The sequence below is a fragment of the Streptomyces sp. NPDC047706 genome (genome assembly GCF_043204795.1).
In the GTDB taxonomy this organism is placed as follows: domain Bacteria; phylum Actinomycetota; class Actinomycetes; order Streptomycetales; family Streptomycetaceae; genus Streptomyces.
Genome location: NZ_JBIDCW010000012.1, coordinates 139,916 through 162,884 on the forward strand (window position 1 = coordinate 139,916; position 22,969 = coordinate 162,884).

Consider the following 22,969-nt stretch of genomic DNA (forward strand, 5'->3'; position numbering starts at 1 on the left):
GGTACTCCTTCGCGCTGGAATATGCCCGAAGCGCTTGTTGGGGTGACTGTACGTCAACCATGCTGTTGCGTAAGGGATTCACGTTCCGTGATCCCTGCTCTGGCCGTTGTTCTGGTCATGCAGAAAATGGCTACGATCGTGGCCCTCATGAGGCGTGAGCCTCTGTGTCCACCGGTTCGGATGGTGTGAGCGGTGCAGGTGCTTCAAGTGCAGCTGGAGATCCGGCCCGACCCCACGGAAGTGGGGCGCGCGCGGCGCTGGGCCCGCTCGCGGCTTGCCGGGTGCGGCATAGCGGCCGACGAACCGCTCGCCGAGACGCTGATCCTGCTCGTCTCGGAGCTTGTCACCAACGCCGTGGTCCACACCGGATGCCCCGCCGTACTGCGGCTCTCCCTGCCCCAGCCGGCCACCGTCCGCGTGGAGGTCGCCGACGGCAGCACCCGTGCCCCGGTCCCGCGGTGGGCCGACGGCGACGAGACCGGCGGCCGCGGCCTCGCGCTCGTCGACGGCCTCGCCGACCGCTGGGGCTGGAGCCCCGACGGCGCCGGCAAGCAGATCTGGTGCGAACTCGACCGCTGCGCCGAACCGCACACCGCGGCGACGCGGTACGGGGGTGGCGCGGTGGCCGCCCGCGAAGACCTGCAAGGGCTCGACGGCTACGACGGCTACGACGGCTACGAGGGGCTGGCGTACGAGGCCGTGTGAGGCGCTCGGTGTCCCGGCCCGGGGCACGGTGGCAGAGGTGCCGGACCCGCAAGGTCCGATGGGGGGATGTGCGCCCGTGTGTGCTTCCGTGCGCGCCTCTGCCGAACGGGATGTAACCGGCAAATCCCCGAACAGCTGTTGACGCGACGTGTCCGGCTGATCACGCTGGGGGCAGCGAATCGCCGCGAGGGGACGACGAGGGCTGCGGTGACGGAGGCCCTCGTCGAGTGCGAGTCGTGATTCGGCGTTGGTTCGCCCGGCAGGGCATGAGGAACCCGGGGGCGGGTGCGCCGGAGCCGGATGGCGGCGTGTGGCGCCGCGCTCGGGGCGAGCGCACACGCGCCGCCATCCGGATCAGACTGCAACGCCCGGCGGCCGGGCTCGCGGGACCGCTCGCCCCGCCGTACGGATTCACAGCACCGCGACCGGCGCCACCGGTGCCCCCGTCGCGCCGGCGAACGGCTCGGGTGTCGCTGTCAGCAGGAACGCGTAGCGGCCCGTTTCTCCACAGGCTGTGGACAACTCCTCGAGATTCCAGTTCTGGCCCTGCGGCATCCCCATCTCCACCAGATGCAGCGCGTGCACGGGCAGCCACAAATCCTCTATCTCCGGCGGAAACATCTCAAACGTGAGGGTGTCGTTCGCGACGGCCGCCACGTCCCGCGCGTGGAACCACTCGGGGGTGCGGACCGACAGCCCCGGCGAGGGGTACGCGTACCCGTGCTTGTCCCCGGCGAGGTACGCCTGGATCTGCCCCGTCCGGACGAGCGCGACGTCACCGGCGCGTACGCGCGTGCCCGCGAGTTCCTCCGCCAGGTCGAGGTCCTCGGGGGTGACCGCGTGGCCGCCGTCCAGCCGGTCCGTCCCCCGCGCGCGGGCGACGTCCAGCAGCACGCCGCGCGAGACGAGGTGCCGCGCCGTGCCGATGCCGCTGAACTCGGCGCCGCCGTGCGCGGTGACGGTGCCCGCGGGGCGGCCGTTGTAGAGCCGGCCCGAGTGCGAGACGTGGGTGAGGGCGTCCCAGTGGGTGCCCGCCTGGAGTCCCATGGTCACCGCGTCGTCGCTGCACGCGACCGTGCCCGGCCCGAACAGTTCCTGGTTGATCTGCACCATGACGTGCAACGGGTTGACCCGCCCGGGGATCATCCCGGTCTGCACGCCGTCCTGCCGCAGCGGCAGGGCGAGGGGCATGCGGCGCCCGGTGCGGACCTCGCCCGCGGCCCGGCGTACCACCTCGTCGTTGATCAGGTTCAGCGTCCCGATCTCGTCGTCCGCCCCCCAGCGGCCCCAGTTGTTCACGCGCCCCGCGATCTCGTGGAACTCGGCCGGCAGTGACATGGGCCCTCCCTGGGGCTTGTGTCCGGGCGTCCGACGGGACATAGAATCTAACGGACCGTCAGAAACCGCGGGAAGGGGCCGGACGTGGGGAACTTCTTGACCGGCGAGGTCGTCGTCGTCACCGGAGCGGGCCGCGGCATCGGCCGTGCGGCATCGCCGGGCCGAAGATCGCGGTGTGGGCGCAGCCCCGGGAGCTGCGCGCGGCGTATGCCGAAGGGGCGTGGACACCGGAGCGGATCGCCGGCTTCCTGCCGGGATCGGTGGGGGTGCTGGGGCATGAGGGCGCGGGCGTGGTGGAGGTGGTGGGGGAGGGCGTGACGCATGTGGCGCCCGGCGACCATGTGTCGCTGTCCACGCTCGCCAACTGCGGCACGTGCGCCGACTGCGACCGGGGCCGGCCGACGATGTGCCGGCGGGCGATCGGACGGCCGGGGCGGCCCTTCACACGGGACGGCCTGCCGCTGCACCAGTTCGCCGCCAACTCGGCGTTCGCGGAGCGGACCGTGGTCAAGGCCGTGCAGGCGGTGCGCATCCCCGACGACATCCCGCTGACGTCCGCCGCGCTCATCGGCTGCGGGGTGCTGACCGGGGTCGGCGCCGTGCTGAACCGGGCCCGGGTGGACCGCGGTGACAGCGTCCTGGTGATCGGCACCGGCGGCGTCGGGCTGAACGTCCTGCAGGGCGCGCGGCTCGCGGGCGCCCTGCGGATCGTGGCGGTGGACACCGACCCGGACAAGGAGGCGGTGGCCCGGGAGTTCGGCGCGACGCACTTCCTGACCTCGGTGGACGGCGTGCGGGAGATACTGCCTCACGGCGCGGACCACGCCTTCGAGTGCGTCGGCCGGGTGGAGCTGATCCGGCAGGCGATCGATCTGCTCGACCGGCACGGGCAGGCCGTCCTGCTGGGGGTGCCGCCGGCCGGCGCCGAGGCCTCCTTCGTGGTCTCGTCGATGTACCTGGACAAGTCGGTCCTGGGCTGCCGCTACGGCTCCTCCCGCCCCCAGCGGGACATCGCCCTGTACGCCGAGCTGTACCGGCAGGGCCGCCTCCTGCTCGACGAACTGGTCGGCGGGACGTATCCGGTCGAGGACTTCGCCACGGCGCGGGCGGACGCGGAGGCGGGGCGGGTGGCGCGGGCGGTGCTCACGTTCTGACGGCGGACGTTCTGACGGCGGAGCTCCTGAGGGCGTCGCGCGGATCTTCTCCGGGTCACCGGGCACCGGGCCGGAATCGCATAGCGGCTGCTTGGCCTGGCGGTGGGGCCCTTCTGGCTGCCGGCCGGGACGTTCGCGATCTGCGGCGCCTCCACCAACGGGCTCATCCAGAGCCACTTCGTGCCTGCCGCCCACGACGACGGCATGCCGATCACCGCGGCGGCCTCGCTGCTCGCCGTCACCGGGGTGTTCGACGTGATCGGCACCGTGGCCTCCGGCTGGTTCACCGACCGCTTCGACGCGCGGCGGCTGCTGGCGGTGTACTACGCGCTGCGCGGCGTCTCGCTGCTCTTCCTGCCCCTGCTGGCACCCGGCGTGAACCCGCCGATGATCTTCTTCATCGTCTTCTACGGACTCGACTGGGTCGCCACCGTGCCGCCCACGATGGCGCTGTGCCGGGAGCAGTACGTCTTCGGCTGGGTGCTGGCGTCGCACCAGGTCGGCGTGGCGGCGGTGGCGTTCCTGGGCGGGGTCGCGCGCGATGCGTTCGGCTCGTACGACGTGATGTGGTACGCCTCCGGGGCGCTGTGCGCGGTGGGCGGCGCTGATGGCGCTGGTGATCCGGCGGAAGGCGGGCACCCCGGGGCGGGCTTGACCGCCGCTCGCGGCGGGAATCCGCGCCCGCGGCGCGACGCCGCGGGCCGCGCCGCGCGGGCAGGCGGGCGAGCGCGCGTGCGGTTGTCGTCCGTGGTGCGGCACGCGATGCTGAGGGTGCACGAAGGGAAGCGGTGCCATGGATCGTTTTCCGAATGCCGCCGACGTCGATTTCCACAGCCCACTGGACCTCTCCAAGGCCGCCGTCGCGGTACTGGACGCCGACGGCCGCGTTTCGGGGTGGGGATCCTCGGCCCAGCGTCTCCTCGGCCACGCACCCGAGGACGTGCTCGGCCGTCCGGCCGCCCGGCTGCTGGCGGCGGCCGACGCCGGGGAGCGGCTGGCGGCCCTCTGCAAGGTGCGCAAACCCCGCAGCGCGGTCCTGGATCTCTGCTGCCGGGACGGGCGCGCGCTGCGCGCGGCCGTGACGTTCAGCCCGCTCGTGAGCCAGGGCGTCGCCGCGACCGTCGTGGTCGCGGCCGGCCTGGAGGGGCTGCGCGGCTGGGAGGCGCAGCTGGCGATGTTGCAGGGGCTGGCGACCGAGTCCCCCGTGGGCCTGACGATCTTCGACACCGACAAGCGGGTCGTGTGGGGGAACGTCTCGACCGACCTGGAGCTCGCCGGGATCGCCCAGTACATCGGCCGGCCGGCCTCGGACCTCTTCCCGGAGGGCGAATTCATCTCCCGCCACCACTCGCCGGACGAGGACGAGGTGATGGACCATGTGATGGCGACGGGGGAACCGGTCATGGGCATGCACTATCGCGGGCGTGCCCCCGCCGACCCGGTGCGCGAGCACGTCTGGTCCTGCTCGTACCACCGGCTGGTGGACGCCCGGGGCGAGACGCTGGGGCTGTTCGAGGAGTCCCTGGACATCACCGACCGCTACCGCGCCCAGGAGCGGCTGTCGCTGCTGGTGCGGGCGGGAAAGCGGGTCGGCGCCTCGCTGGACGTGCGCCGCACGGCCGCCGAGCTCGCCGACGTGGCGGTACCGCAGCTGGCCGACCAGGTCCTGGTGGACCTGCCGCCGGCGGTCATCGAGGGACGGCAGCCGCCGACGGGCTCGGCGCCGGGGCACAATCTCCTGCGGATGCACGGCCGGACCCCGGAGGACTTCCGGACCAGTCCCGTCTCCTATCCGCCGTCGTCACTGCAGGCGCTGAGCCTGGCCACCAGCCGTCCCGTCGTCGACGACGCCCTGCCCCGGACGCCGGGCGAGAAGGGATCGGCCGCCGCGCACTCCAGCCTCTTCGTGCCGCTGCTGACGCGTGACGCGGTCCTCGGGCTCGCCACCTTCCGGCGCAGCGGCAACCCGGACCCTTTCGGGCCCGAGGAGCGGGCGCTCGCCGTGGAGCTGGCCGAGCGGGCCGCCGTCGGTATCGACAACGCCCGCCGCTACACCAGCCAGCACGCGGCAGCGCTGGTACTCCAGCGCAGCCTGCTGCCGCAGCACCTGCCGGAGCAGAGCGCGGTCGACGTGGCGTACCGCTACCTGCCGGCCGACAGCCGGGTGGGCGTGGGCGGCGACTGGTTCGACCTGATCCCGCTGTCCGGCGCCCGAGTGGGCCTGACGGTCGGCGACGTGGTGGGCCACGGCGTGCACGCGGCCGCGACCATGGGCCGGCTGCGCGCCACCGTACGGACCCTGGCCCTGCTGGACCTGGACCCGGCCGAGCTGCTCACCCGGCTGGACGGCCTGGTCGCGCAGGACTCGGAGCCCCACGCGGACGACGGGCTGGGCGACGAGGCACTCGGGGTGACCTGCCTGTACGCGATCTACGACCCGGTCAGCGGCCGGTGTGTGTGGTCGAGCGCGGGTCATCCCCCGCCGATCGTGGCCGATGCGAACGGCTCGGCGGCCCTGTCCTCGCCGGCGCCGGGCCCGCCCCTGGGGCTGGGCGGCCTGCCCTACGAGAACGTCGAGCTGAGCTTGTCCGACGCCAGCGTGGTGGCGTTCTTCACCGACGGCGTCGTGGAGGACCGGCGTACCGACATCGACAGCGGCATCGACCGCCTCGCCCATGTGCTCACCTGGCAGCGCTGCCCACTGGAGGAGCTCTGCGACCGGGCGCTGTCGGTCCGGCCGCCCGGACCGCAGGTGGACGATGCCACGCTGCTGCTCGTGCGCACCCGGCGGCTCGACACCGACCGGGTGGCGGACCTGGAGCTGCCGCCCGACCCGGCCATGGTGGCTCATGCCCGCACGGTCACCGAGCGCCAGCTGGAGGCCTGGGGTCTGTCGGAACTGTCGTTCACCGCCGCGCTCGTGGTGAGCGAGCTCGTCACCAACGGCATCCGGTACGCCACCGGTCCGGTCATGGTGCGGCTGATCAAGGACCGCTCGCTGCTGTGCGAGGTCTCGGACAACGAGCACACCGCTCCGCACCTGCGGCGGGCGCGCCGGGACGACGAGGGTGGCCGCGGCCTGTTCCTCGTCGCTCAGATGTCCCAGCGCTGGGGCACCCGGTACACCTCGTCCGGGAAGACCATCTGGGCCGAGCTGGGCGTCCCCTAACCACCGGCCAGGAACCGCCCCTTGTGGAACAGCAGCGGGGCCCGGTCCTCGCCGTCACCCGTGCCCAGCGCCGCCACCCGCCCCACCACGATGAGGTGGTCCCCGCCCGTGTGCACCGCGTGGATCGTGCAGTCGATCCACGCGAGGGTGCCCGCGAGGCGGGGCGAGCCGGAGACGGGCGCGGTGTCGTACGCGGCCCCGGCGAACTTGTCGCCGCCGCGCACCGCGAACCCCCGGCACAGCTCGCCCTGCCCGGCGCTCAGGACGTTCACGCAGAACACCCCGGCGCGGGCGATGCGCGGCCAGGTCGTCGACGCGCGGCCGACCATGAACGCCACGAGGGGCGGGTCGAGGGAGAGGGAGGAGAAGGACTGGCAGGCGGAGCCCGCGGCGCCGTCGGGCGCGGGCGCCGTGACGACGGTGACGCCGGTCGCGAAGCTCCCGAGCACGCGCCGGAACTCCTGCGCCTCCACGGGCGCCCGCTCGTCCTCCCGCACGCACCGCAACTCCGGCCGCGGCAGGGCCTCCACGACCTCGCGGCCACCGCGCACCCTGAGATACCGCACTGCGGCTTCGGCAGTGCCCGCTTGTCCCATCACGCCGCCATTAGAACTGACGAAGGGTCAGATGTGAAGGGTCCGCCCTGTACATCCTGAGCCGGGGCTGACGGATGTCCTCAGCGTCCCCGGTACCGGGGGCTTCTGCGTTCCACGAAGCTTGTCAGGCCCTCGTGGGCGTCCTGGGTCGTCATGTTGATCTCCTGGGCGGCGGCCTCGGCGGCGAAGGCGGTGGCGCGGTCGGTGTCCAGGGAGGCGTTGACGAGCTGCTTGGTGAGCGCGAGGGCGCGGGTGGGGGCGACGGCGAGGCGGGCGGCCCACTCCGGGGCCGTCTTGTCCAGGTCGCCGTCCGGCACGACGCGGTTGACCAGGCCGAGGCGTTCGGCGCCGGGGGCGGTCAGCGCGTCGCCGAGGAACATCAGCTCCTTGGCCCGCTGCGGGCCGACCAGGCGGGGGAGGAGATGCGCGCCGCCGCCGTCCGGCACCAGGGCGCGGCGTACGAACACCTCGATGAACCTGGCTGACTCCGCGGCGAGTACGAGGTCGCAGGCGAACGCCAGATGAGCGCCGAGGCCGGCCGCCGTGCCGTTCACGGCGGCGATCACGGGCTTCTCGCAGTCGAGGACGGCGGCGATCAGCCGCTGGGCGCCGAGACGGAGGGTCCGGGCCACGTCCCCGGCGGTCCGCTCCTCGCCCGCCGCACCGCCTCGCAGGTCGGCGCCCGCGCAGAAGCCACGCCCGGTGCCGGTGAGCACGACGGCCCGTACGTCCGGGTCGGCGGAGGCGTCGGTGAGCAGGTCGGTCAACCGGTCGCGCATGTCCGGGGTGAGGGCGTTGAGGGACTCGGGGCGGTCCAGGGTGAGGTGGGTGACGTGCTGTTCGGTCCGGTGGCGTATCCACGGCTCGGGCACGGTCAGGCTCCGTTCCCGGGGGCGGCGCGGGCCATGCGGGGGCGGACCTGCCCGTCCTCGCGGCGTCGGGGCCGGCCCCGCGTCGCGGCAGCGGGTCGACGACGTCCGGGTGCGGCTCCCGGCCGTCCGGGGCCGCGAGGGCCGAGAGGAGGCAGCCGCACCGGTTCCCGGTGTCCGGGTACCGGGCTCACCGGCACACCGCCAGCGCGTCCAGCGCCACCGCCCCCTGCCCGCGGGGCAGCACCATCAGCGGGTTGATGTCGAGTTCCGCGAGTCGGCCGCCGAGTTCCAGGGCCATGCGCTGGACGCGCAGGACGACCTCGACCAGGGCGTCCAGATCGGCCGGGGGACGGCCGCGCACCCCGTCGAGGAGGGCCCGGCCGCGCAGTCCGGCGAGGGCGGAGCGGGCCTGGTCCTCGCTGAACGGGGGCACGCAGACGACGGTGTCGCGCAGCACCTCGACGAGCACGCCGCCGAGCCCCACGGTCACCGTCGGGCCGAAGAGGTCGTCGTGGGTGACGCCGACGACCGTCTCGACGCCCTGCTCGACCATCTGGCAGACCAGGACCCCGTCCAGCGGGGCGCCCTCGTGGCGGGCGATGTCGGTCAGCTCGCGGTAGGCGTCGCGGACCTGCGCGGCCGAGGTCAGGCCGATCTTGACCAGGCCCAGCTCGGTCTTGTGGGCCAGCTGGGCCCCGGAGGCCTTCATCACCACCGGGTAGCCGACCAGCCCCGCCGCCCGCACGGCCGCCGCCGCGCTGGTCACCAGCTGCTCGCGCGGCACCCGGATGCCGTACGCCCGCAGCAGTTGCTTGGCCGCGTGCTCGCTCAGCTGCTGCCCCGGCCGCATCAGCTCGCGCGCCTTGCGGAAGGAGGGCGAGGGCGTGCGCGGGGCGTCGTCGAAGGGCGAGCGGTAGGAGCTGACGAAGCGGTGGTGGGAGAGGTAGGCGCGGACGGCGGTCAGGCAGTTGCCGACGGTGCGGAAGGTGGCCACGCGGGAGGAGCCCAGCAGCACCTCCCGGTACGCCGGCTCGGTCCCGACCGGCGAACCCCACACCACGCACACCAGCTTGTCCGTCTCCTGGGCCGCGTCGACCAGGTCCCGCACCAGCCGGTCGCTCAGGGGCGGGAACGGGCCGGTGACGGGGCAGATCAGCACCCCCACCTCCGGGTCGGCGAGGATCGTGTCGATGATCTTCCGGCCGCGCCGGTCGCCCACCGGGTGGCCGCCGTTGTCGACCGGGTTGGCCACGCTCAGATGCCGCGCGCCGACCCGCTCGGCCCAGCCGGTCAGCTGCCGGGTGACGCCCGTGTTGGGCCGCCCCTCGGCGTCCGAGGCGCCGATCACGGCGACGGACTCGGGGCGGAAGAAGCGGTCCAGGTCGGGGACGTCGGCGTACAGCGGACGGCCGCTGACGTCGAGGTCGTCCGCGTCTGCCGCGCGGCCGTGGACGGCGGGGCCGGTCCGGCCGTCGCCGCAGGCGATGACCCGGGCCCGGCGGGCGTCGGTGGTGAGGGTGCCGTGGGTTGATCCAAGCATCGGTCCGCCCGCTTCTGTGTGACGGCGTTGGTAGCTGACGCAGTGTCAGGTTACTGAACTGACGTAACGTCAGGACACGGTCGTGCGGGCGGAATTCAGGAGAGGGCCGGGTCCGATGGTCAGCCGGGCACGCGGGAGACCCGGTCGGCGCTTCTGCGGGCCACCGCTTTCGCGATCTTCTCGGCGTCGAGGGCGAGTTCGCGGAGCATGCCGCTGATGGGGTTGGTGAAGCCCGTGAAGTACAGGCCGGGGGCGTTCTCCGGGGTGCGGGCGCCGTGCGTCACGGGCCTGCCGCGGGCGTCCAGGACGTCGAGATGGCCGAGGAGCGGTTCGAGGGCGCGGACGTATCCGGTGGCGGCGACGACCGCCTCGGGGCTGATGCGGTCGCCGCCGGCGAGGACCACCTCGTCGCCGTCGAACGAGTCCACCGCGGCCACGATCTCGACCTTGCCCGTGCGGACCGCGTCGATCAGGCCGACGTCCTGGACCGGGATCGAACCCTCGGTGACCCTGCTGTACAGGCCGGTGCCGGGGCGGGGCAGGCCGTGCTCGGCGAGGTCGGGCACACTGACCTTGGCCAGCGGCCGGGCGAGCCGGTCGACCAGGCCGACCGGGAGGCGGCGCACCAGGATGCCGGTGTACTGGGCGGCCCAGCCGGCGGTGGAGCGGCGGACGATGTGCGGCGCGGTGCGCACCGAGAGCCGTACGCGCTTCGCCCCGCCCTCGACGAGGTCGACGGCGATCTCGGCGCCTGTGTTGCCCACGCCGACGACCAGGACGTCCCGGCCCGCGTAGGGCGCGGGGTCGCGGTACGCGCAGGCGTGCAGGAACTCGCCGGTCCAGGTGTCGCGGCCGGGCCATTCCGGGACGCGGGGCGTGTGGTTGTAGCCGGTGGCGACGACGACCGCGCCGCCCGTGAGCCGGCGGCCACCGGTGGCGTGCAGCAGCCACCCGGTGCCGTCGGGCGCGGGCTCGACGCGGGTGACCTCGACGCCGGTGACGATCTCCAGCTCGTGGTGCTCGGCGTACTTCTCGAGATACCGCACGACGTCGTCCCGGGACACCCAGCGCCCGAACCGGCGCGGCATCGGCAGTCCCGGAAGGCCGGACAGGCGCCGGGTGGTGTGCAGATGGAGGCGGTCGTAGTGCCGCCGCCAGGAAGCGCCGACGCGGTCGGACTTCTCCAGGACGACGGCCCGGATCCCCCGTGCCCGCAAGGCGTGCGCGACGGCGAGCCCACCGGGTCCGCCACCGATGACGTAGACGGGCCGATCGGCGGGCGCCTGCCCCCGACGTCCCTTCTGCCGCGGCACGCTCCCGGCCCCGGGGCGCCTGCCCTCGGGGTGCGGCGGCGCCCCCTCGACCTCGCTGCGGATGCCCGCCGGCGTCTCGGCGTCGGAGCCGACGGGTCGCGGGCCGACGGGTCGCGGGCCGTCGGACCGCGGGCTCAGGAACTCGGGGTGCGTGTGCGTCGGCGTTCCGGTGCCAGGAGCGGTGGCCCGCGAGCCGTCCGACTCCGGGCTCCCGGCACCGGGGCCCGCGACAGTCGGCCTCGCGTCCGGCGAAGTCCCGGTCTCCGGCCTCGCGTCCGAAGTCCCGGTCTCCGGCTTTACGTCCGAAGCCTCGGTCTCCGGCCTCGCGGGCGTCGGGGTCTCGGCCTCCGGGTTCGCCGACGCCGGCCTCGCGGCCTTCGGTGCCTCTTCGTTCGTGGGCGGTGTGGAGTCGGGCATGGTACGGAGCGTAATCACATGGCGGGTTGATGGGTCTCGGTCAAGACCGGAATTGGTTGCGGATCGATCACGGATGGGGAGGGGTGGGCGGGATTTGTGGCGCGGGGAGATCGGTTGTGCCCGGCCGGCGGGGCAGACGCGCACTCCTCGCAGAGGGCTGGACAGCCGGCCTCCGTCCGCCTTGACTGACGTACCGTCAGATGCCGGCTCGTCGGCGGGAGCGTCCATGGACACGATCTGGCTCACCGGTGCGCAGTGGCTGGCCGTGCTGCGGATCGGGCTCGGGCTGTGGTGGCTGGAGAGCTGGCGGCACAAGGACAAGAAGACCTCGTTCGAGCGCGGCTCGGGCATCGCCTGGGCCGCCGACGTGGCCGCCAAGCACCGCTGGACCGCGGTGCGTTCGGGCTTCCGTACCGTCGTGGAGCCCCGCCCGCGCGTGATGGCGTACGTCGTCGCGTACGCCGAACTCGCCCTGGGGCTGGCCTGATCACCGGATTCCTCACCCCGGTCGCCCTGGCCTGCGGGCTGCTCCTGAACGCCGTCTACTTCGTCCTCGTGGTCCACGACTGGGCCGAGCAGGGGCAGAACCTGATGATGGCACTGATCTCCCTCGTCGCGCTCTTCGGGATGTCCTGGCAGACCTGGTCCCTGGACGGCGCGCTGGGGTGGTTCGGATGAGCGCGCGCTACGACGTACCGGAGGCGGACGCCTTCACGCGGACCTACTGGGAGGCCGCCGCGCGCGGCCGGTTGCTGGTGCGGCGGTGCGGGGCCTGCGACCGGGCGCACCACTACCCGCGGGAGTTCTGCCCCTACTGCTGGAGCGAGGACGTGAGCTGGGAGGAGGCGTGTGGCCGCGCCACCCTCTACACCTGGTCCGTGGTCCACCGCAACGACCTGCCGCCCTTCGACGGGCGCACCCCCTACGTGGCCGCGGTCGTCGATCTCGCGGAGGGCCCGCGGATGATGACGGAGATCGTCGGCCTGCGCGACGAGGGCGAGGTGCGGGCCGGTGCCGAGGTCGAGGCCGGCTTCCGGGAGGGCGTCCCGGTGTTCCGTATCAGGCCGGATCCGGGGTGAAACCCGGAGGTCGAGGGGATTGAGGGGCCGAGGGGATTGAATGGGGCGATGGCCCTCATGAACTCCCGGTCCTCCGCCCACCCCCGACCCGATCTCCACGGCCACGGCCTGCGCCTGCGCCCCTGGGACCCGGCCTCCGACGCCGATGCCGAGGCCTGGCTGCGCGGCATGTCCGACCCGGAGTTCCGGCGCTGGAACACCCCGCTGAGCCCGGTCACCGACCTGGACGCCGCCCGCGCCTCGCTCCGCGCGAAGGCCGACAGCGCGGTGAACGGCACCAGCGCGTCCTTGCGCATCACCGACGCGGAGACGGGTACGACCCTCGGCCACATCGGCGTCAACGAGATCGACCACGTCTTCCGCGTCGCCCGCGTCGGCTACTGGATCCTCCCCGAGGCCCGTGGCCGCCGCGCCGCCACCCGCGCCCTCACCGTCGCCACCCACTGGGCCTTCACCGAGCTCGGCCTGCACCGTCTGGAACTCGGCCACGCCGTGGGCCACGACGCCTCGTGCCGCATAGCCGAGCACTGCGGCTTCCCCTACGAGGGCACCCTGCGCGGCGCGATGTGGGAGTCGGACCGCCAGGACGCCTTCCGCGACGTCCACCTCCACGCCCGCCTGTCGACCGACCCGGCCCCCGGCCGCCCGGCGGGGTGACGGCCGTGGGACACGTCGGCCGAGGTGAGCCGCGCCGCGCGGGCGGCGGGCGCCGGGGAGGTGCTGCTGTTCACGGACTTGGCCACCCCCACCAGCAACAAGCTCTATCGCAGGCTCGGGTACCGGCCGGTGGCGGAATCGGCGGAGTACCTCTTCGATCAGCGCGTCGTCGATCAGCCCGGCGTCGAGCAGCGGTAAGGGCGGCGGTGCGGGCGCCTCAGGGCCACAGCAGCTGCTTGACCCACGCCCCACCGCTCCTGAGATACCGCAGCCGCACGTGCCGCCGCCGCTCGTCCCCCTGGAAGAACTCGATCTCGTCCGGTGCCAGGCGGTACAGCGTCCAGGTGGGGGACGGGGCGCCGGGGTTCCGCTGGGCCTGGGACCATGCCTCCTCGGACACCTCGGCGAGGTCCTCCAGGGAGTTCAGCGGCTCGCTCTGGCGGCCGGTCAGCGCGGCCGCCAGGGCGCCGGTCGAGCGGGCGTGCAGGTCGGCGAGGCTCTCGTCCGGTGACGCGGTCGTGACGGGGCCGCGGACGCGGACCTGGCGTCCCTGGACGTGCCAGTAGAAATTGAGGGCGGCGTACGGCCGGGTGGCGAGCTGCCGGCCCTTGCGGCTGGTCGCGTGGGTCGCGAAGGTCCAGGCCTCGCTGTCCGCGCCGTGCAGCATCACGATCCGTACGTCCGGCCGGCCCTCCTCGTCGGACGTGGCCAGGGACATGGTGTGCGGCTCGGGCTGGCCGGCCGCCGCGGCCTGCGCGAACCAGGTGGTGAAGAGGGGGAGCGGGGTGCCGGGCGCGGCGTCGGGATCGAACGGCGGCAGGGAGGTGGCCTCGGGGTCCCACACCCGCAGGGACCTCAGGAGTTCGTGCAGATCCGGTTCCATGCCGTCGAGTATCGCGGGAGCCGGGGGGCTACACCGTGCCGAGGTCCGACGACACCCAGCGCTCCGGGCGCATCCGGACGACCACCATCTCGCCGTGGTTCTTCCAGGCGAAGTCGACGTACGCGTCGACCTTCTCGGCCGGCAGATAGCGCGCGGAGATCTCGCGCAGCTTCTCCACGGTGGCCGGGACGGTCTCCACGACCGGCCCCTCGACCGACACGTACCGGATGGTGGGCTCCAGCCGGTCGATCATGAGCGTGAACCGTCCGGCCGCGTTGATCAGCTTGTTCTTACGGGAGTCGAGGCCCGTCAGGATCCACGCGTCACCGCCGGGCTCGTACTGGTACCAGATCGGCACGCTGAGCGGTGCCCTGCCCTCTTCCGCGGTCACGGCCAGTGCGGCGATGTGCGGTTCGGCCAGGAACTGCTCACGCTCTTCGCGGGTCAGTGCCATGACGGATCTCCTCCAGCGGCGTCGTCGTCGAACAGCCTCTGCGTCCACAACACCACGTCAGGAGCCGATGTTCCGTCAGCGACCCAGCACCATCGTCCCCGCGGAGCAGAACCATCCCCCCGTCCCCGACGCCACGCCCAGTCGTGGCGGCCCGCCGTCCGCCCCGCGCACCTGCCGGGCCCCCGCCTCGCCGCGCAGCTGCCGCACGGCCTCCACCAGCAGGAACAGCCCCCGCATCCCGGGGTGCTGGGCCGACAGACCGCCCCCGTCGGTGTTCACCGGCAGTTCCCCGCCCTCGACCCTGAGCCGCCCCTTCCCGACGAAGGCCCCGCCCTCCCCCTTCGCGCAGAAGCCCAGGTCCTCCAGGGTCACCAGCGTCATGTAAGTGAAGGCGTCGTAGATCTCCGCGAAGTCGATCTCCGAGGGCCGTACCCCGGCCCGTTCGAACGCCAGCCGTCCGCTCACCGCGGCCGGGGACCGGGTGAAGTCGGGCCACTGCGACATCGCGGCGTGCGAGACGTGCTCTCCGGTGCCGAGGACCCACACCGGCGGGGTGCGGCAGTCGCGTACGACGTCCTCGGCGGCGAGCAGGACCGCGGCCCCGCCGTCCGAGCGGACGCAGCAGTGCAGCTTGGTGAAGGGGTCCGCGATCACGGGTCCGTCCAGGACGTCGTCGACGGTGATCGGCGTGCGGAACATGGCCTGCGGATTCAGCGCCGCGTTCGCCCGCGTCTGCACCGCCACCTGCGCCAGCTCCTCGACGGTCGTCCCGTGTTCGATCATGTGGCGCCGGGCCGCCATCGCGTACTTGGCGATCAGCGTGTGTCCGTAGGGCACTTCGAACTGGAGGGGCCCGCGCGCCCCGAACGAGAGGTCTCCGGTACGCCGCCCGGCCTTCACGTCCGCGCGGGCCGTCGACCCGTACGCCAGCAGCACCGCCCGTGCGTGCCCGGCCGCGATCGCGTCCGCCGCGTGCGCCGCCATGAGCTCCCAGGTCGAGCCGCCGACCGACGTCGAGTCCACCCAGGTGGGGCGCAGGCCCAGGTACTCGGCCACCTCCACCGGCGCCAGCACGCCGGTGCCGGCCGACGCGAAGCCGTCGACGTCCGAGCGGTCAAGACCGGCGTCCGCGAGGGCCCGGCGGGCGGCCTGGGCGTGCAGGGTGTACGGGGTGGCCTCGTCCACACGGCCGCAGTCGGACAGGGACACGCCCACCACGGCGACTTTCCGGGTAGCAGCAGCCATGTATCTGACGGTACATCAGAACTCAGAACTCGGTCTGGGCGTCCGGTCGCAGGCGGCCGCGGTGACCGCCTGGCTGCCGGCGGGGGAGGAGCGGGCGGCGGCCTGGCGGGAGGTGCTGGCGTTCTGGCCGCCGTACGCGACGTATCAGGCGCGGGTGGCGCGTGGGATCCGGGTGTTCAGACTCGTACGGAGGTGACCCCTCCGCGGCGGCGGACCAGGGCGGGGGCGCTACAGCGTCGCCAGCCGCTGCACGAGCAGAAAGGCCCCGATCCCCAGCATCGCCGCCCCCGAGGTCCGTGCCACCGCCCGCGCCGCCGCCGGGCGCGCCCCCAGGACCGCCCGCGCCGCGAGGCCGACCCCCAGGTAGACCACGGCGCAGCACGCCATGTGGAGCAGTCCGAGGACGGCGGTCTGGGCCGGGACCGGCAGGTGTCCCTGCCCCATGACGAGGAACTGCGGGAGCACGGAGAGGTAGAGCAGCAGCCCCTTGGGGTTCAGCCCGCTGATCATCGCGCCGCGCAGGAACACCCGGCCGCGGGCCACCGGGGCGGCGTCCCCGGCCCGCGGCGTGCCGGGCCGGCGCAGCACGCCCCACCCCAGCCACACCAGATACGCCGCTCCCACCACCGTCAGCGCGGTGAGCAGCAGTGGCGATCCCGCCACCAGGACCGCCAGACCCGCCGCCGCCAGCACGGTGTGCAGCGCATAGCCGCTGACCAGGCCCGCGACCGCCGTGACCGGCGAGCGGTCGCGCAGACCGGCCGAGATCACATAGGCCCAGTCCGCACCCGGGACGCACACCAGCAGCAGGTCGAGGGCGAGGAAGGCGAGCAGGGTTGCGGAGTCCATGCCGGGCAGATTAGGCGGAAAGTGCCCGAAGGTGTTTTCGAAGTTTCCCCGTGATCGCTGGTTCTGAGGGAGAATCTTCCCCATGGACGACATGGACCGGAAGATTCTTGCCGAGCTGCAGCAGGACGGGCGGCTGACCGTCACCGAGCTGGCCGCACGGGTGCGGCTGAGCGTCTCGCCGTGTCACCGGCGGCTGCGGGAGCTGGAGCGGTCGGGGGCGATCAGCGGATACCGGGCCGTGGTCGAGCCGGGAGCCGTGGGGCTGACCTTCGAGGCGCTGGTCTTCGTGTCCATGCGGCAGGAGGACCGGGACACGGTCGCCGAGTTCGAGAAGGCGGTCAGCGAGGTGGAGCACGTGCTGGACGCGCAGCGGCTGTTCGGGGAGCCCGACTACCTGCTGCGGGTGGCCACCGCGGACCTCGCCGCGTTCCAGCGGCTCTACGACGAGCGGCTCGCGACACTGCCGGGGGTGCAGCGCCTGACGTCCACGCTGGTGATGAAGCACGTGGTCAAGGACCGGCCGCTGCCGGCGTGACCGGTGACAGGCGGCGGTCCACGCGGGTGAACCACCGGCTGCCTGACAGGACTTGGAGCAAGGCGGAAGAAAGAAGAGGGGGCGGGCGGAGGGAAAAGGGATGGGGGCGGCTACTTCGCCGGCTTCTTCCCCGTGATGCCCAGGTGCACCAACAGTGCCAGATTCGGCTTCAGTTCGGCCTGCTTGACACCCCAGGTCTGGAAGCCCTTCTGGTGCGCGGCGACCGCCGCCAGCATCGCGACCAGGGAACCGGCGATCGCCGCCGGGTTCACGTCCTTGTCGACCCGGCCCTTGGACTGGAGTTCGGTGACGGCGTCCACCAGGGAGTTGTTCACCGAGTTCAGGATCTTCATCCGCAGCTTGTAGAACCGCTTGTCGCCCTCGGCGGCGCCGAGGTCGACCACGCGCAGGATGGCGTCGTTCCTGCGCCAGAACTCCAGGAAACCGTCGACCAGTTCCTGGGCGGTCTGCCAGCCGGCCTTGCCGACCCACGTGCGCCCTTCGAGCAGTTCCGTCAAACCGGCGCCCTCGGCCGCCATTTGCTCGGCGATCTCCAGGACGGCGCCTTCGACGTCCGGAAAGTACTGGTAGAAGGTCGCGGGCGAAGTGCCCGCCTTCCGGGCGACATCGATGACCTTGACGTCCCGGTAGGGAGAGGAGCTGAGCATCTCGCTGAGGCAGTCCAGCAGCTTCTGCCGCGTCGCCTGCCCACGCCGACCGGCCACGCGGCCGTCGACGGTACGCACTTGTCCTGTCATGCCGTCAGCTTACCGAGGGGTGATGGGAGCGCGATTCGGCCGACTGCAAATGGGGTGCGGGGGGGGGGGATCGGGGCGTGCTCCGGCCGGTGAGCGCGGTGCCGACGACGACGTTACTTTGGCCGCATGGCCGAAAACAGCACATCTCCTCGCGAAGCGGCGTACACCGAGGGCGTCCCGTGCTGGGTGGACGCGCAGCTCGCCGACGTCGCGGCGGGCAGGCGCTTCTACGGTGAGCTCTTCGGGTGGTCCTTCGAGCCGTCGTACGGCGGGACGGTGTGGGCGTACCACGACGGCGAGCCCGTCGCCGCGCTCGCGCAGAAGGCGGACGGCCGGCTGCCCACCGTCTGGACGGTGTACTTCGCGACGCCGGACGCCGACGGGCTCAGCCGGCGGATCCGGGCGGCCGGCGGGCAGGTGGTCACCGCGCCGATGCCGGTCGGCGAGCTGGGGGTGGCCGCGCTGGCCGCCGACCCCGAGGGCGCGGTGTTCGGCCTGTGGCAGCCGGGGACCCACGCGGGCTTCGGTCTGCGGCACGCGCCCGGCGCCTTCGTCTGGGCGGAGCTGTACGCCCGTGACACCGCCGCCGCCAACGACTTCTACGGCGAGCTCTTCCACGACGCCCTGTTCGGGCCGGAGGCCGAGCCCGACTTCGGCCGTGCCCCGCTCGCCGGCGCCTTCCCGGCCGAGATGCCGCCGCACTTCGTCGTCCACTTCGGGGTGGAGGACTGCGAGGCGGCGCTCGGCGACGTGAGCCGGCTGGGCGGCCGGATCCAGGGGGGACCCTTCGACACCTCCTACGGCACGGTGGGGGTGGTGACGGACGACCAGGGGGCCTCGTTCGCGGTACTTCAGCGCTGAACCGACTCCGGGTCCCCGGGTCGGGGCGCGGACCGGCGAGGGACGGGCTCGTCGCCGGTCCGTCGTTCGATCCGTCGTGGATCCCGCCGTTCCGCCGCCCTTCGGCCGCCGGTGGGACGGGCGTGCGCCACCGCTTGTGCCGGAATGCGCCACCTCTTGCCCTGGTATGCGGTGAGACACCCAATATGTCACCGGGTTCGCAACCTGTGGCCGGGACAGGAAGAATCGGGGTGCGTGCCGCCACGGCGGTGCGGTGGTGAGACGCTGCACGGGGTCGCGTACATATGTGGGTGACGCGGCTCGTACGGGGAGGTGGCAGGCAAGTGGTGGATCAGCTGACGCAGCACGATCCGCGGCGTATCGGGCCGTTCGAGGTGCTGGGACGGCTGGGTGCCGGCGGCATGGGGCTGGTCTATCTCGCGCGCTCGGCGTCCGGCCGGCGCGTGGCGATCAAGACCGTGCGGACGGAGCTCGCCGAGGACCAGCTGTTCCGCGTCCGCTTCACACGCGAGGTCGAGGCGGCCCGCGCGGTCTCCGGCTTCTACACGGCGGCCGTGGTCGACGCCGACCCGCGCGCCGCCGTGCCGTGGCTGGCGACCGCGTACGTCCCCGCGCCCTCCCTCGAGGAGATAGTGAACGACTGCGGGCCGCTCCCGGCCCAGGCCGTGCGCTGGCTGGCCGCGGGCGTCGCGGAGGCGCTCCAGTCGATCCACGGTGCGGGGCTGGTCCACCGTGACCTCAAGCCCTCGAACGTCCTCGTCGTCGAGGACGGCCCCCGGGTGATCGACTTCGGTATCGCCTCCGGCGTCTCGAACACCCGTCTGACCATGACGAACGTCGCCGTCGGCACCCCCGCCTACATGTCGCCCGAGCAGGCGAAGGACTCGCGCTCCGTCACCGGCGCCAGCGACGTCTTCTCGCTCGGCTCGATGCTGGTCTTCGCCGCCACCGGACACCCGCCCTTCCACGGCGCCAACCCGGTCGAGACGGTCTTCATGCTGCTCCGCGAGGGCCCGGACCTCGAAGGGCTCCCGGACGAACTCCGCCCGCTGATCGAGTCCTGCATGCAGATGGACCCGACCGCCCGCCCCAACCCCGCCGACCTCCAGTCCCAGCTCGCCCCGCACCTCTTCGGCTCCGGCTCCGACGACAGCGGTACGGCGTCGGCGTGGCTGCCGGAGAAGGCCGTCGCCCTGATCGAGTCCCGCCGCGGCGGGCGCCCCGCCGCCAAGCCCGCCTCGGGCGCCGGCCGCAGCTCCGGCCGCCCGCCCGCGGTACCGCCCCCGCCCGCGCACGACCCCGTCGTCCCCGCGCCACCGGTCCCCGCCCCGGTCGGCGCCGACGCCGGCCCGGTCCGGCTGGCCGGGGCCGCCGTGCCCATCGGCCCCGGCCCGCGCGTCGCCGACGCCCGCGCCGCCGCCGTCAAGGCGCCGCCGCCCGAGGCGGGCCTGGCCGCCTCCTGGGTCAGGCCGCGCCCCGGCGTCAACGGCGCCGAACCCGCCGTACCGGCCGCGCCCGCCCCCGCGACGGCGGAGAGCCCCTCAGGCTGGCGGCCCTGGCGCTTCCGTATGTCCAACGACGTCTGGGGCACCCCCGCCGTCGCCGAGGACCTCGTGTACGTCACCTCCTTCGAGGTGCACGCCCTCGACGTGGCCACCGGGCGGCGCCGGTTCAAGACCCGGGACGTGGCCTGGTCGATGGCGGTCGCCGACGGCCGTATCCACGCCTCCGACGGGCCCACCCTGTTCGCCCTGGACGCCCGCGAGGGCACGGACCTGTGGCGGCTGTCCACGGACGCCTGGGTGTACTCCCTGACGGCCGAGCGCGGGACCGTCGTCACCGGTACCCGCGGCGGTGGCGTCCAGGCCTGGGAGGGCGCGAACGGCCGCAAGCTCTGGGAGATCACCGGCTGCCAGAGCGACTTCGAGTCCCCCGAGGCCGGCCCGGCCCTGCACGACGGCACGGTCTACGTCTGGCAGGACGCCCGGCTGCGCGCCCTGGACGCCCGCACCGGCGACGAGCGCTGGTCGTACCCGATCGGCGACGCGGCCTCCTGCGGCGGTGTCCCGGTCCGGGTCGCGCCCGCCGCCGACGGCTACGTGTACATCACCGCGGGCACCCGGGTGCTCGCCGTCGACATCGCCGCGGGGCACGTCCGCTGGCACTTCGAGGCACCCGCCGTCTTCCTCTCCCCGCCCGCCTTCGCGCCCGGTCCCGCGGTCACCGGCGGCGGCGTCTACCTCACCGACTACCTCGGCACGGTGTACGCCCTGGACGCCACCGACGGCCGCGACCGCTGGCGCATCGCCACCGAGGCCCGCACCTCCGTCGAACCGGTCCTGGTCGCGGCCGGCCACGTCCACGTCGGCAGCGGCACCGGCCTCTACACCCTGGACGCGGTCACCGGCACGCCCAAGTGGCGCTTCCAGGCGGGCGGCGACATCGTGGGCTCGCCCTCGGTCGCCGAGGGCCGCATCCACTTCGGCGCCACCGACCACCTCCTGTACACGCTCAAGGCCGACGACGGCCGGCTGCGCTGGAAGCTCGCCACCGGCGGCGAGATCACCGGCTCCCCGGTCGTCAGGGACGGGATCGTGTACGCGTGCAGCAAGGACCGCTGCGTGTACGCCCTCGACGCGGAGAAGGGCACGGGGACGGCCCGCACGACCTGACCGGCGGGGGGAGGGCGTGCCACATGGCGCGTCCGCGGCGTGATCCGAACGACCGGCCCTGGCCCTCAGCGCGTCCGGTGCTCCCGGTGCCGACCGCGGAACAGCTCCGCCTGCCGCCCGGCGGGCAGGTTCCCCAGCGCGACCAGCGCGGGCGCCTGCGCGAACGCCGTCGCAAGGGCCGCCTCCCGGCCCGCCCACAGCGCCCGTACCGTCCCCTGCACGGTCGTCGGGAGGCTGTTGTGCGCGGAGATCTCGCAAGCGGCGGGGAGTGGGGGAGCATTCCCGGTCTGGTCCGGTGGGCGGCCGAGCGGTACGCGGACGTCGAGGCAGTGGTGGAGGGCCGCACCCGGATCTCGTACGCCGAACTGGGCACCCGGGTCGAACGGGCGGCGGCCGCCTGCCTCGCCCACGGCCTGCGCCCCGGCGACCGGGTGGCCGTCTGGGCCCCCAACTCCCTGGACTGGATCGTCTCGGCCCTGGGCGCGGTGTCCGCGGGCGCGGTGCTGGTGCCCCTGAACACCCGCTTCAAGGGCACGGAGGCACTGGACCTGCTGCGCAGGAGCGGGACCCGGCTGCTCTTCGTCACGGGCACGTTCCTGGGGACGTCGTACGTGGCGTCGCTGCGCCGGGCGGCGGGACGGCCGGGTGAACTCCCCGAGGTGGTCGTCCTGTCCGAGGACGCGCCGCCGGACTTCCGCACCTGGAAGGACTTCCTGGCGGAGGGGGAGGGCATCGGGCCGGCCGAGGTGCGGGAGCGGGCGTCGGCGGTCTGCGGCCCGGCACCCTCGGACATCGTCTTCACCTCCGGCACGACAGGCCGCCCCAAGGGCGCGGTGATCACACACGCGCAGTCGCTGCGGGCGTACGACATCTGGGGAGACCTGGCGGGCCTGCGCCGGGGCGACCGCTGTCTGATCGTCAACCCCTTCTTCCACACCTTCGGCTACAAGGCGGGCGTCCTGGCCTGCCTGATGCGGGGCGCGACGATGATCCCGCAGCCGGTCTTCAACGTCGGAACGGCGCTGGCGAACATCGCGGCGGAACGGGTCTCGGTCCTCCCCGGCCCCCCGACCCTGCTCCAGTCCCTCCTCGACCACCCCTCCCGCGCCGCGCACGACCTCTCCGCGCTCCGGCTGGTCGTGACCGGCGCGGCGGTCGTGCCGCTGCGGCTGGTGGAACGGCTGCGCGGGGAACTCGGCGTCGAGACGGTCCTGACGGCGTACGGTCTCTCCGAGGCGAGCGGCATCGTCACGATGTGCCGCCGGGGCGACGACCCTTCGGTCATCGCCTCGACATCGGGCCGGGCGATCCCCGGCACGGAGGTACGCGTGGACGCGCCCCCCGGCAGCCCCGGAGAGGTGCTGGTCCGCGGCTTCAACGTCATGCGGGGCTACTACGAGGACCAGCCGGCCACGGACGAGGTCCTCACGCCCGACGGCTGGCTGCGCACGGGCGACGTCGGCGTCCTCGACGACGCGGGCAACCTGCGTATCACGGACCGTATCAAGGACATGTTCGTCGTCGGCGGCTTCAACGCCTACCCGGCGGAGATCGAGCAACTCCTCGGCCTGCACCCGGAGGTGGCGGACGTGGCGGTGATCGGCGTACCGGACGCCCGGCTCGGCGAGGTCGGCAAGGCGTACGTGGTCCGCCGGGCGGGTGCCGTACTGACGGCGGACGACCTGATCGCGTGGGCGCGACGGGAGATGGCGAACTACAAGGTCCCCCGCGAGGTGGAGTTCGTGAGCGCTCTGCCGCGCAACGCGAGCGGCAAGGTGGTGAAGGGGAGGCTCCGGGCGCAGGGCCCGGTCTAGAAGGCGGTGTCCCCTCGTACAAGGACGGGCGGCGTACCCCGACGAGGGTGTCGGTGTA

20 protein-coding genes and 4 pseudogenes are annotated in these 22,969 nt (G+C 73.4%); 13 read left to right on the plus strand and 11 right to left on the minus strand.

Annotation, left to right across the window (positions count from 1 at the left end; all coding sequences use genetic code 11):
• Positions 1 to 207: 207 nt before the first annotated feature.
• Positions 208 to 705: an ATP-binding protein gene (locus tag ACGF8A_RS16885; RefSeq protein ID WP_393108883.1), complete on the plus strand. Its 498-nt coding sequence runs from the start codon at positions 208 to 210 to the stop codon at positions 703 to 705.
• A gap of 411 nt (positions 706 to 1,116) precedes the next feature.
• Here the strand turns inward: ACGF8A_RS16885 and ACGF8A_RS16890 are convergent, their stop codons facing one another.
• Positions 1,117 to 2,043 (minus strand): cyclase family protein, encoded by a 927-nt coding sequence (locus ACGF8A_RS16890; RefSeq protein ID WP_393108763.1) that lies wholly within the window; start codon positions 2,041 to 2,043, stop codon positions 1,117 to 1,119.
• Positions 2,044 to 2,216: 173 nt separating this feature from the next.
• Between ACGF8A_RS16890 and ACGF8A_RS16895 the strand changes: the two genes are divergently transcribed.
• The 3 genes and pseudogenes from ACGF8A_RS16895 (at position 2,217) to ACGF8A_RS16905 (ending at position 6,366) form a co-directional block, all read left to right on the plus strand.
• A complete protein-coding gene (locus tag ACGF8A_RS16895) occupies positions 2,217 to 3,197 on the plus strand; it encodes a zinc-binding dehydrogenase (RefSeq protein WP_393108765.1) in 981 nt (326 codons plus the stop codon).
• A 105-nt stretch (positions 3,198 to 3,302) separates the two neighbouring features.
• Positions 3,303 to 3,852: pseudogene (locus ACGF8A_RS16900) on the plus strand (MFS transporter); the annotation flags it as partial.
• Positions 3,853 to 3,990: 138 nt separating this feature from the next.
• Entirely contained in the window at positions 3,991 to 6,366 is a 2,376-nt protein-coding gene (locus tag ACGF8A_RS16905; protein WP_393108767.1) for a SpoIIE family protein phosphatase, read from the plus strand.
• Here the strand turns inward: ACGF8A_RS16905 and ACGF8A_RS16910 are convergent.
• The 4 genes from ACGF8A_RS16910 to ACGF8A_RS16925 form a co-directional block, all read right to left on the minus strand.
• Complete coding sequence (locus ACGF8A_RS16910) at positions 6,363 to 6,962, minus strand: flavin reductase family protein (RefSeq protein ID WP_393108885.1); 600 nt, start codon at positions 6,960 to 6,962, stop codon at positions 6,363 to 6,365. The genes ACGF8A_RS16905 and ACGF8A_RS16910 overlap by 4 nt on opposite strands.
• 80 nt (positions 6,963 to 7,042) lie before the next feature.
• The gene (locus ACGF8A_RS16915) at positions 7,043 to 7,834 is read right to left on the minus strand and encodes an enoyl-CoA hydratase/isomerase family protein (protein WP_393108769.1); all 792 of its coding nucleotides are present in this window, start codon (positions 7,832 to 7,834) and stop codon (positions 7,043 to 7,045) included.
• Positions 7,835 to 8,021: 187 nt separating this feature from the next.
• Positions 8,022 to 9,374: an acetate--CoA ligase family protein gene (locus tag ACGF8A_RS16920; protein ID WP_393108771.1), complete on the minus strand. Its 1,353-nt coding sequence runs from the start codon at positions 9,372 to 9,374 to the stop codon at positions 8,022 to 8,024.
• Between the two features lie 119 nt (positions 9,375 to 9,493).
• Entirely contained in the window at positions 9,494 to 10,687 is a 1,194-nt protein-coding gene (locus ACGF8A_RS16925; RefSeq protein WP_393108887.1) for a flavin-containing monooxygenase, read from the minus strand.
• A gap of 643 nt (positions 10,688 to 11,330) precedes the next feature.
• Here ACGF8A_RS16925 and ACGF8A_RS16930 point away from each other — a divergent pair.
• The 4 genes and pseudogenes from ACGF8A_RS16930 to ACGF8A_RS16945 form a co-directional block, all read left to right on the plus strand.
• Positions 11,331 to 11,782, plus strand: a pseudogene (locus ACGF8A_RS16930) (DoxX family protein).
• A complete protein-coding gene (locus ACGF8A_RS16935; RefSeq protein WP_393108773.1) occupies positions 11,779 to 12,183 on the plus strand; it encodes a Zn-ribbon domain-containing OB-fold protein in 405 nt (134 codons plus the stop codon). Before ACGF8A_RS16930 ends, ACGF8A_RS16935 begins: the two are co-directional and overlap by 4 nt.
• Positions 12,184 to 12,231: 48 nt before the next feature.
• Entirely contained in the window at positions 12,232 to 12,840 is a 609-nt protein-coding gene (locus tag ACGF8A_RS16940; protein WP_393108775.1) for a GNAT family N-acetyltransferase, read from the plus strand.
• A gap of 15 nt (positions 12,841 to 12,855) precedes the next feature.
• Positions 12,856 to 13,038, plus strand: a pseudogene (locus tag ACGF8A_RS16945) (GNAT family N-acetyltransferase); the annotation flags it as partial.
• 19 nt (positions 13,039 to 13,057) lie between these two features.
• Here the strand turns inward: ACGF8A_RS16945 and ACGF8A_RS16950 are convergent.
• The 3 genes from ACGF8A_RS16950 to ACGF8A_RS16960 form a co-directional block, all read right to left on the minus strand.
• Complete coding sequence (locus ACGF8A_RS16950) at positions 13,058 to 13,723, minus strand: pyridoxal 5'-phosphate synthase (protein ID WP_393108777.1); 666 nt, start codon at positions 13,721 to 13,723, stop codon at positions 13,058 to 13,060.
• A gap of 28 nt (positions 13,724 to 13,751) precedes the next feature.
• Positions 13,752 to 14,177 carry a pyridoxamine 5'-phosphate oxidase family protein gene (locus ACGF8A_RS16955; protein ID WP_393108779.1) on the minus strand — a complete coding sequence of 142 codons (426 nt, stop codon included), beginning with the start codon at positions 14,175 to 14,177 and terminating at the stop codon, positions 13,752 to 13,754.
• Positions 14,178 to 14,252: 75 nt separating this feature from the next.
• Complete coding sequence (locus tag ACGF8A_RS16960; protein WP_393108781.1) at positions 14,253 to 15,422, minus strand: acetyl-CoA acetyltransferase; 1,170 nt, start codon at positions 15,420 to 15,422, stop codon at positions 14,253 to 14,255.
• A 4-nt stretch (positions 15,423 to 15,426) separates the two neighbouring features.
• On the opposite strand from ACGF8A_RS16960, the pseudogene ACGF8A_RS16965 reads away from it, so the two are divergent.
• A pseudogene (locus ACGF8A_RS16965) lies at positions 15,427 to 15,618 on the plus strand (nitroreductase/quinone reductase family protein); the annotation flags it as partial.
• Between the two features lie 32 nt (positions 15,619 to 15,650).
• Here the strand turns inward: ACGF8A_RS16965 and ACGF8A_RS16970 are convergent.
• A complete protein-coding gene (locus ACGF8A_RS16970; RefSeq protein ID WP_393108783.1) occupies positions 15,651 to 16,271 on the minus strand; it encodes a LysE family translocator in 621 nt (206 codons plus the stop codon).
• 82 nt (positions 16,272 to 16,353) lie between these two features.
• On the opposite strand from ACGF8A_RS16970, the gene ACGF8A_RS16975 reads away from it, so the two are divergent.
• On the plus strand, positions 16,354 to 16,806 hold the full coding sequence (locus ACGF8A_RS16975) for an Lrp/AsnC family transcriptional regulator (protein ID WP_393108785.1): 453 nt from the start codon (positions 16,354 to 16,356) through the stop codon (positions 16,804 to 16,806).
• Between the two features lie 110 nt (positions 16,807 to 16,916).
• Here ACGF8A_RS16975 and ACGF8A_RS16980 read toward each other — a convergent pair whose 3' ends face one another.
• Positions 16,917 to 17,552 carry a TetR family transcriptional regulator gene (locus tag ACGF8A_RS16980; protein WP_393108889.1) on the minus strand — a complete coding sequence of 212 codons (636 nt, stop codon included), beginning with the start codon at positions 17,550 to 17,552 and terminating at the stop codon, positions 16,917 to 16,919.
• Between the two features lie 138 nt (positions 17,553 to 17,690).
• On the opposite strand from ACGF8A_RS16980, the gene ACGF8A_RS16985 reads away from it, so the two are divergent.
• The gene (locus tag ACGF8A_RS16985; protein WP_393108787.1) at positions 17,691 to 18,425 is read left to right on the plus strand and encodes a VOC family protein; all 735 of its coding nucleotides are present in this window, start codon (positions 17,691 to 17,693) and stop codon (positions 18,423 to 18,425) included.
• A 323-nt stretch (positions 18,426 to 18,748) separates the two neighbouring features.
• Entirely contained in the window at positions 18,749 to 21,097 is a 2,349-nt protein-coding gene (locus ACGF8A_RS16990; RefSeq protein WP_393108789.1) for a PQQ-binding-like beta-propeller repeat protein, read from the plus strand.
• A 65-nt stretch (positions 21,098 to 21,162) separates the two neighbouring features.
• On the opposite strand, the gene ACGF8A_RS16995 is transcribed toward ACGF8A_RS16990, so the two are convergent.
• Positions 21,163 to 21,318: a hypothetical protein gene (locus tag ACGF8A_RS16995; protein ID WP_393108791.1), complete on the minus strand. Its 156-nt coding sequence runs from the start codon at positions 21,316 to 21,318 to the stop codon at positions 21,163 to 21,165.
• Positions 21,319 to 21,336: 18 nt separating this feature from the next.
• Here ACGF8A_RS16995 and ACGF8A_RS17000 point away from each other — a divergent pair, with 18 nt between their 5' ends.
• Positions 21,337 to 22,911, plus strand: a complete 1,575-nt coding sequence (locus tag ACGF8A_RS17000) for a FadD3 family acyl-CoA ligase (RefSeq protein ID WP_393108793.1) — start codon at positions 21,337 to 21,339, stop codon at positions 22,909 to 22,911.
• The last annotated feature ends 58 nt before the right edge of the window (positions 22,912 to 22,969 follow it).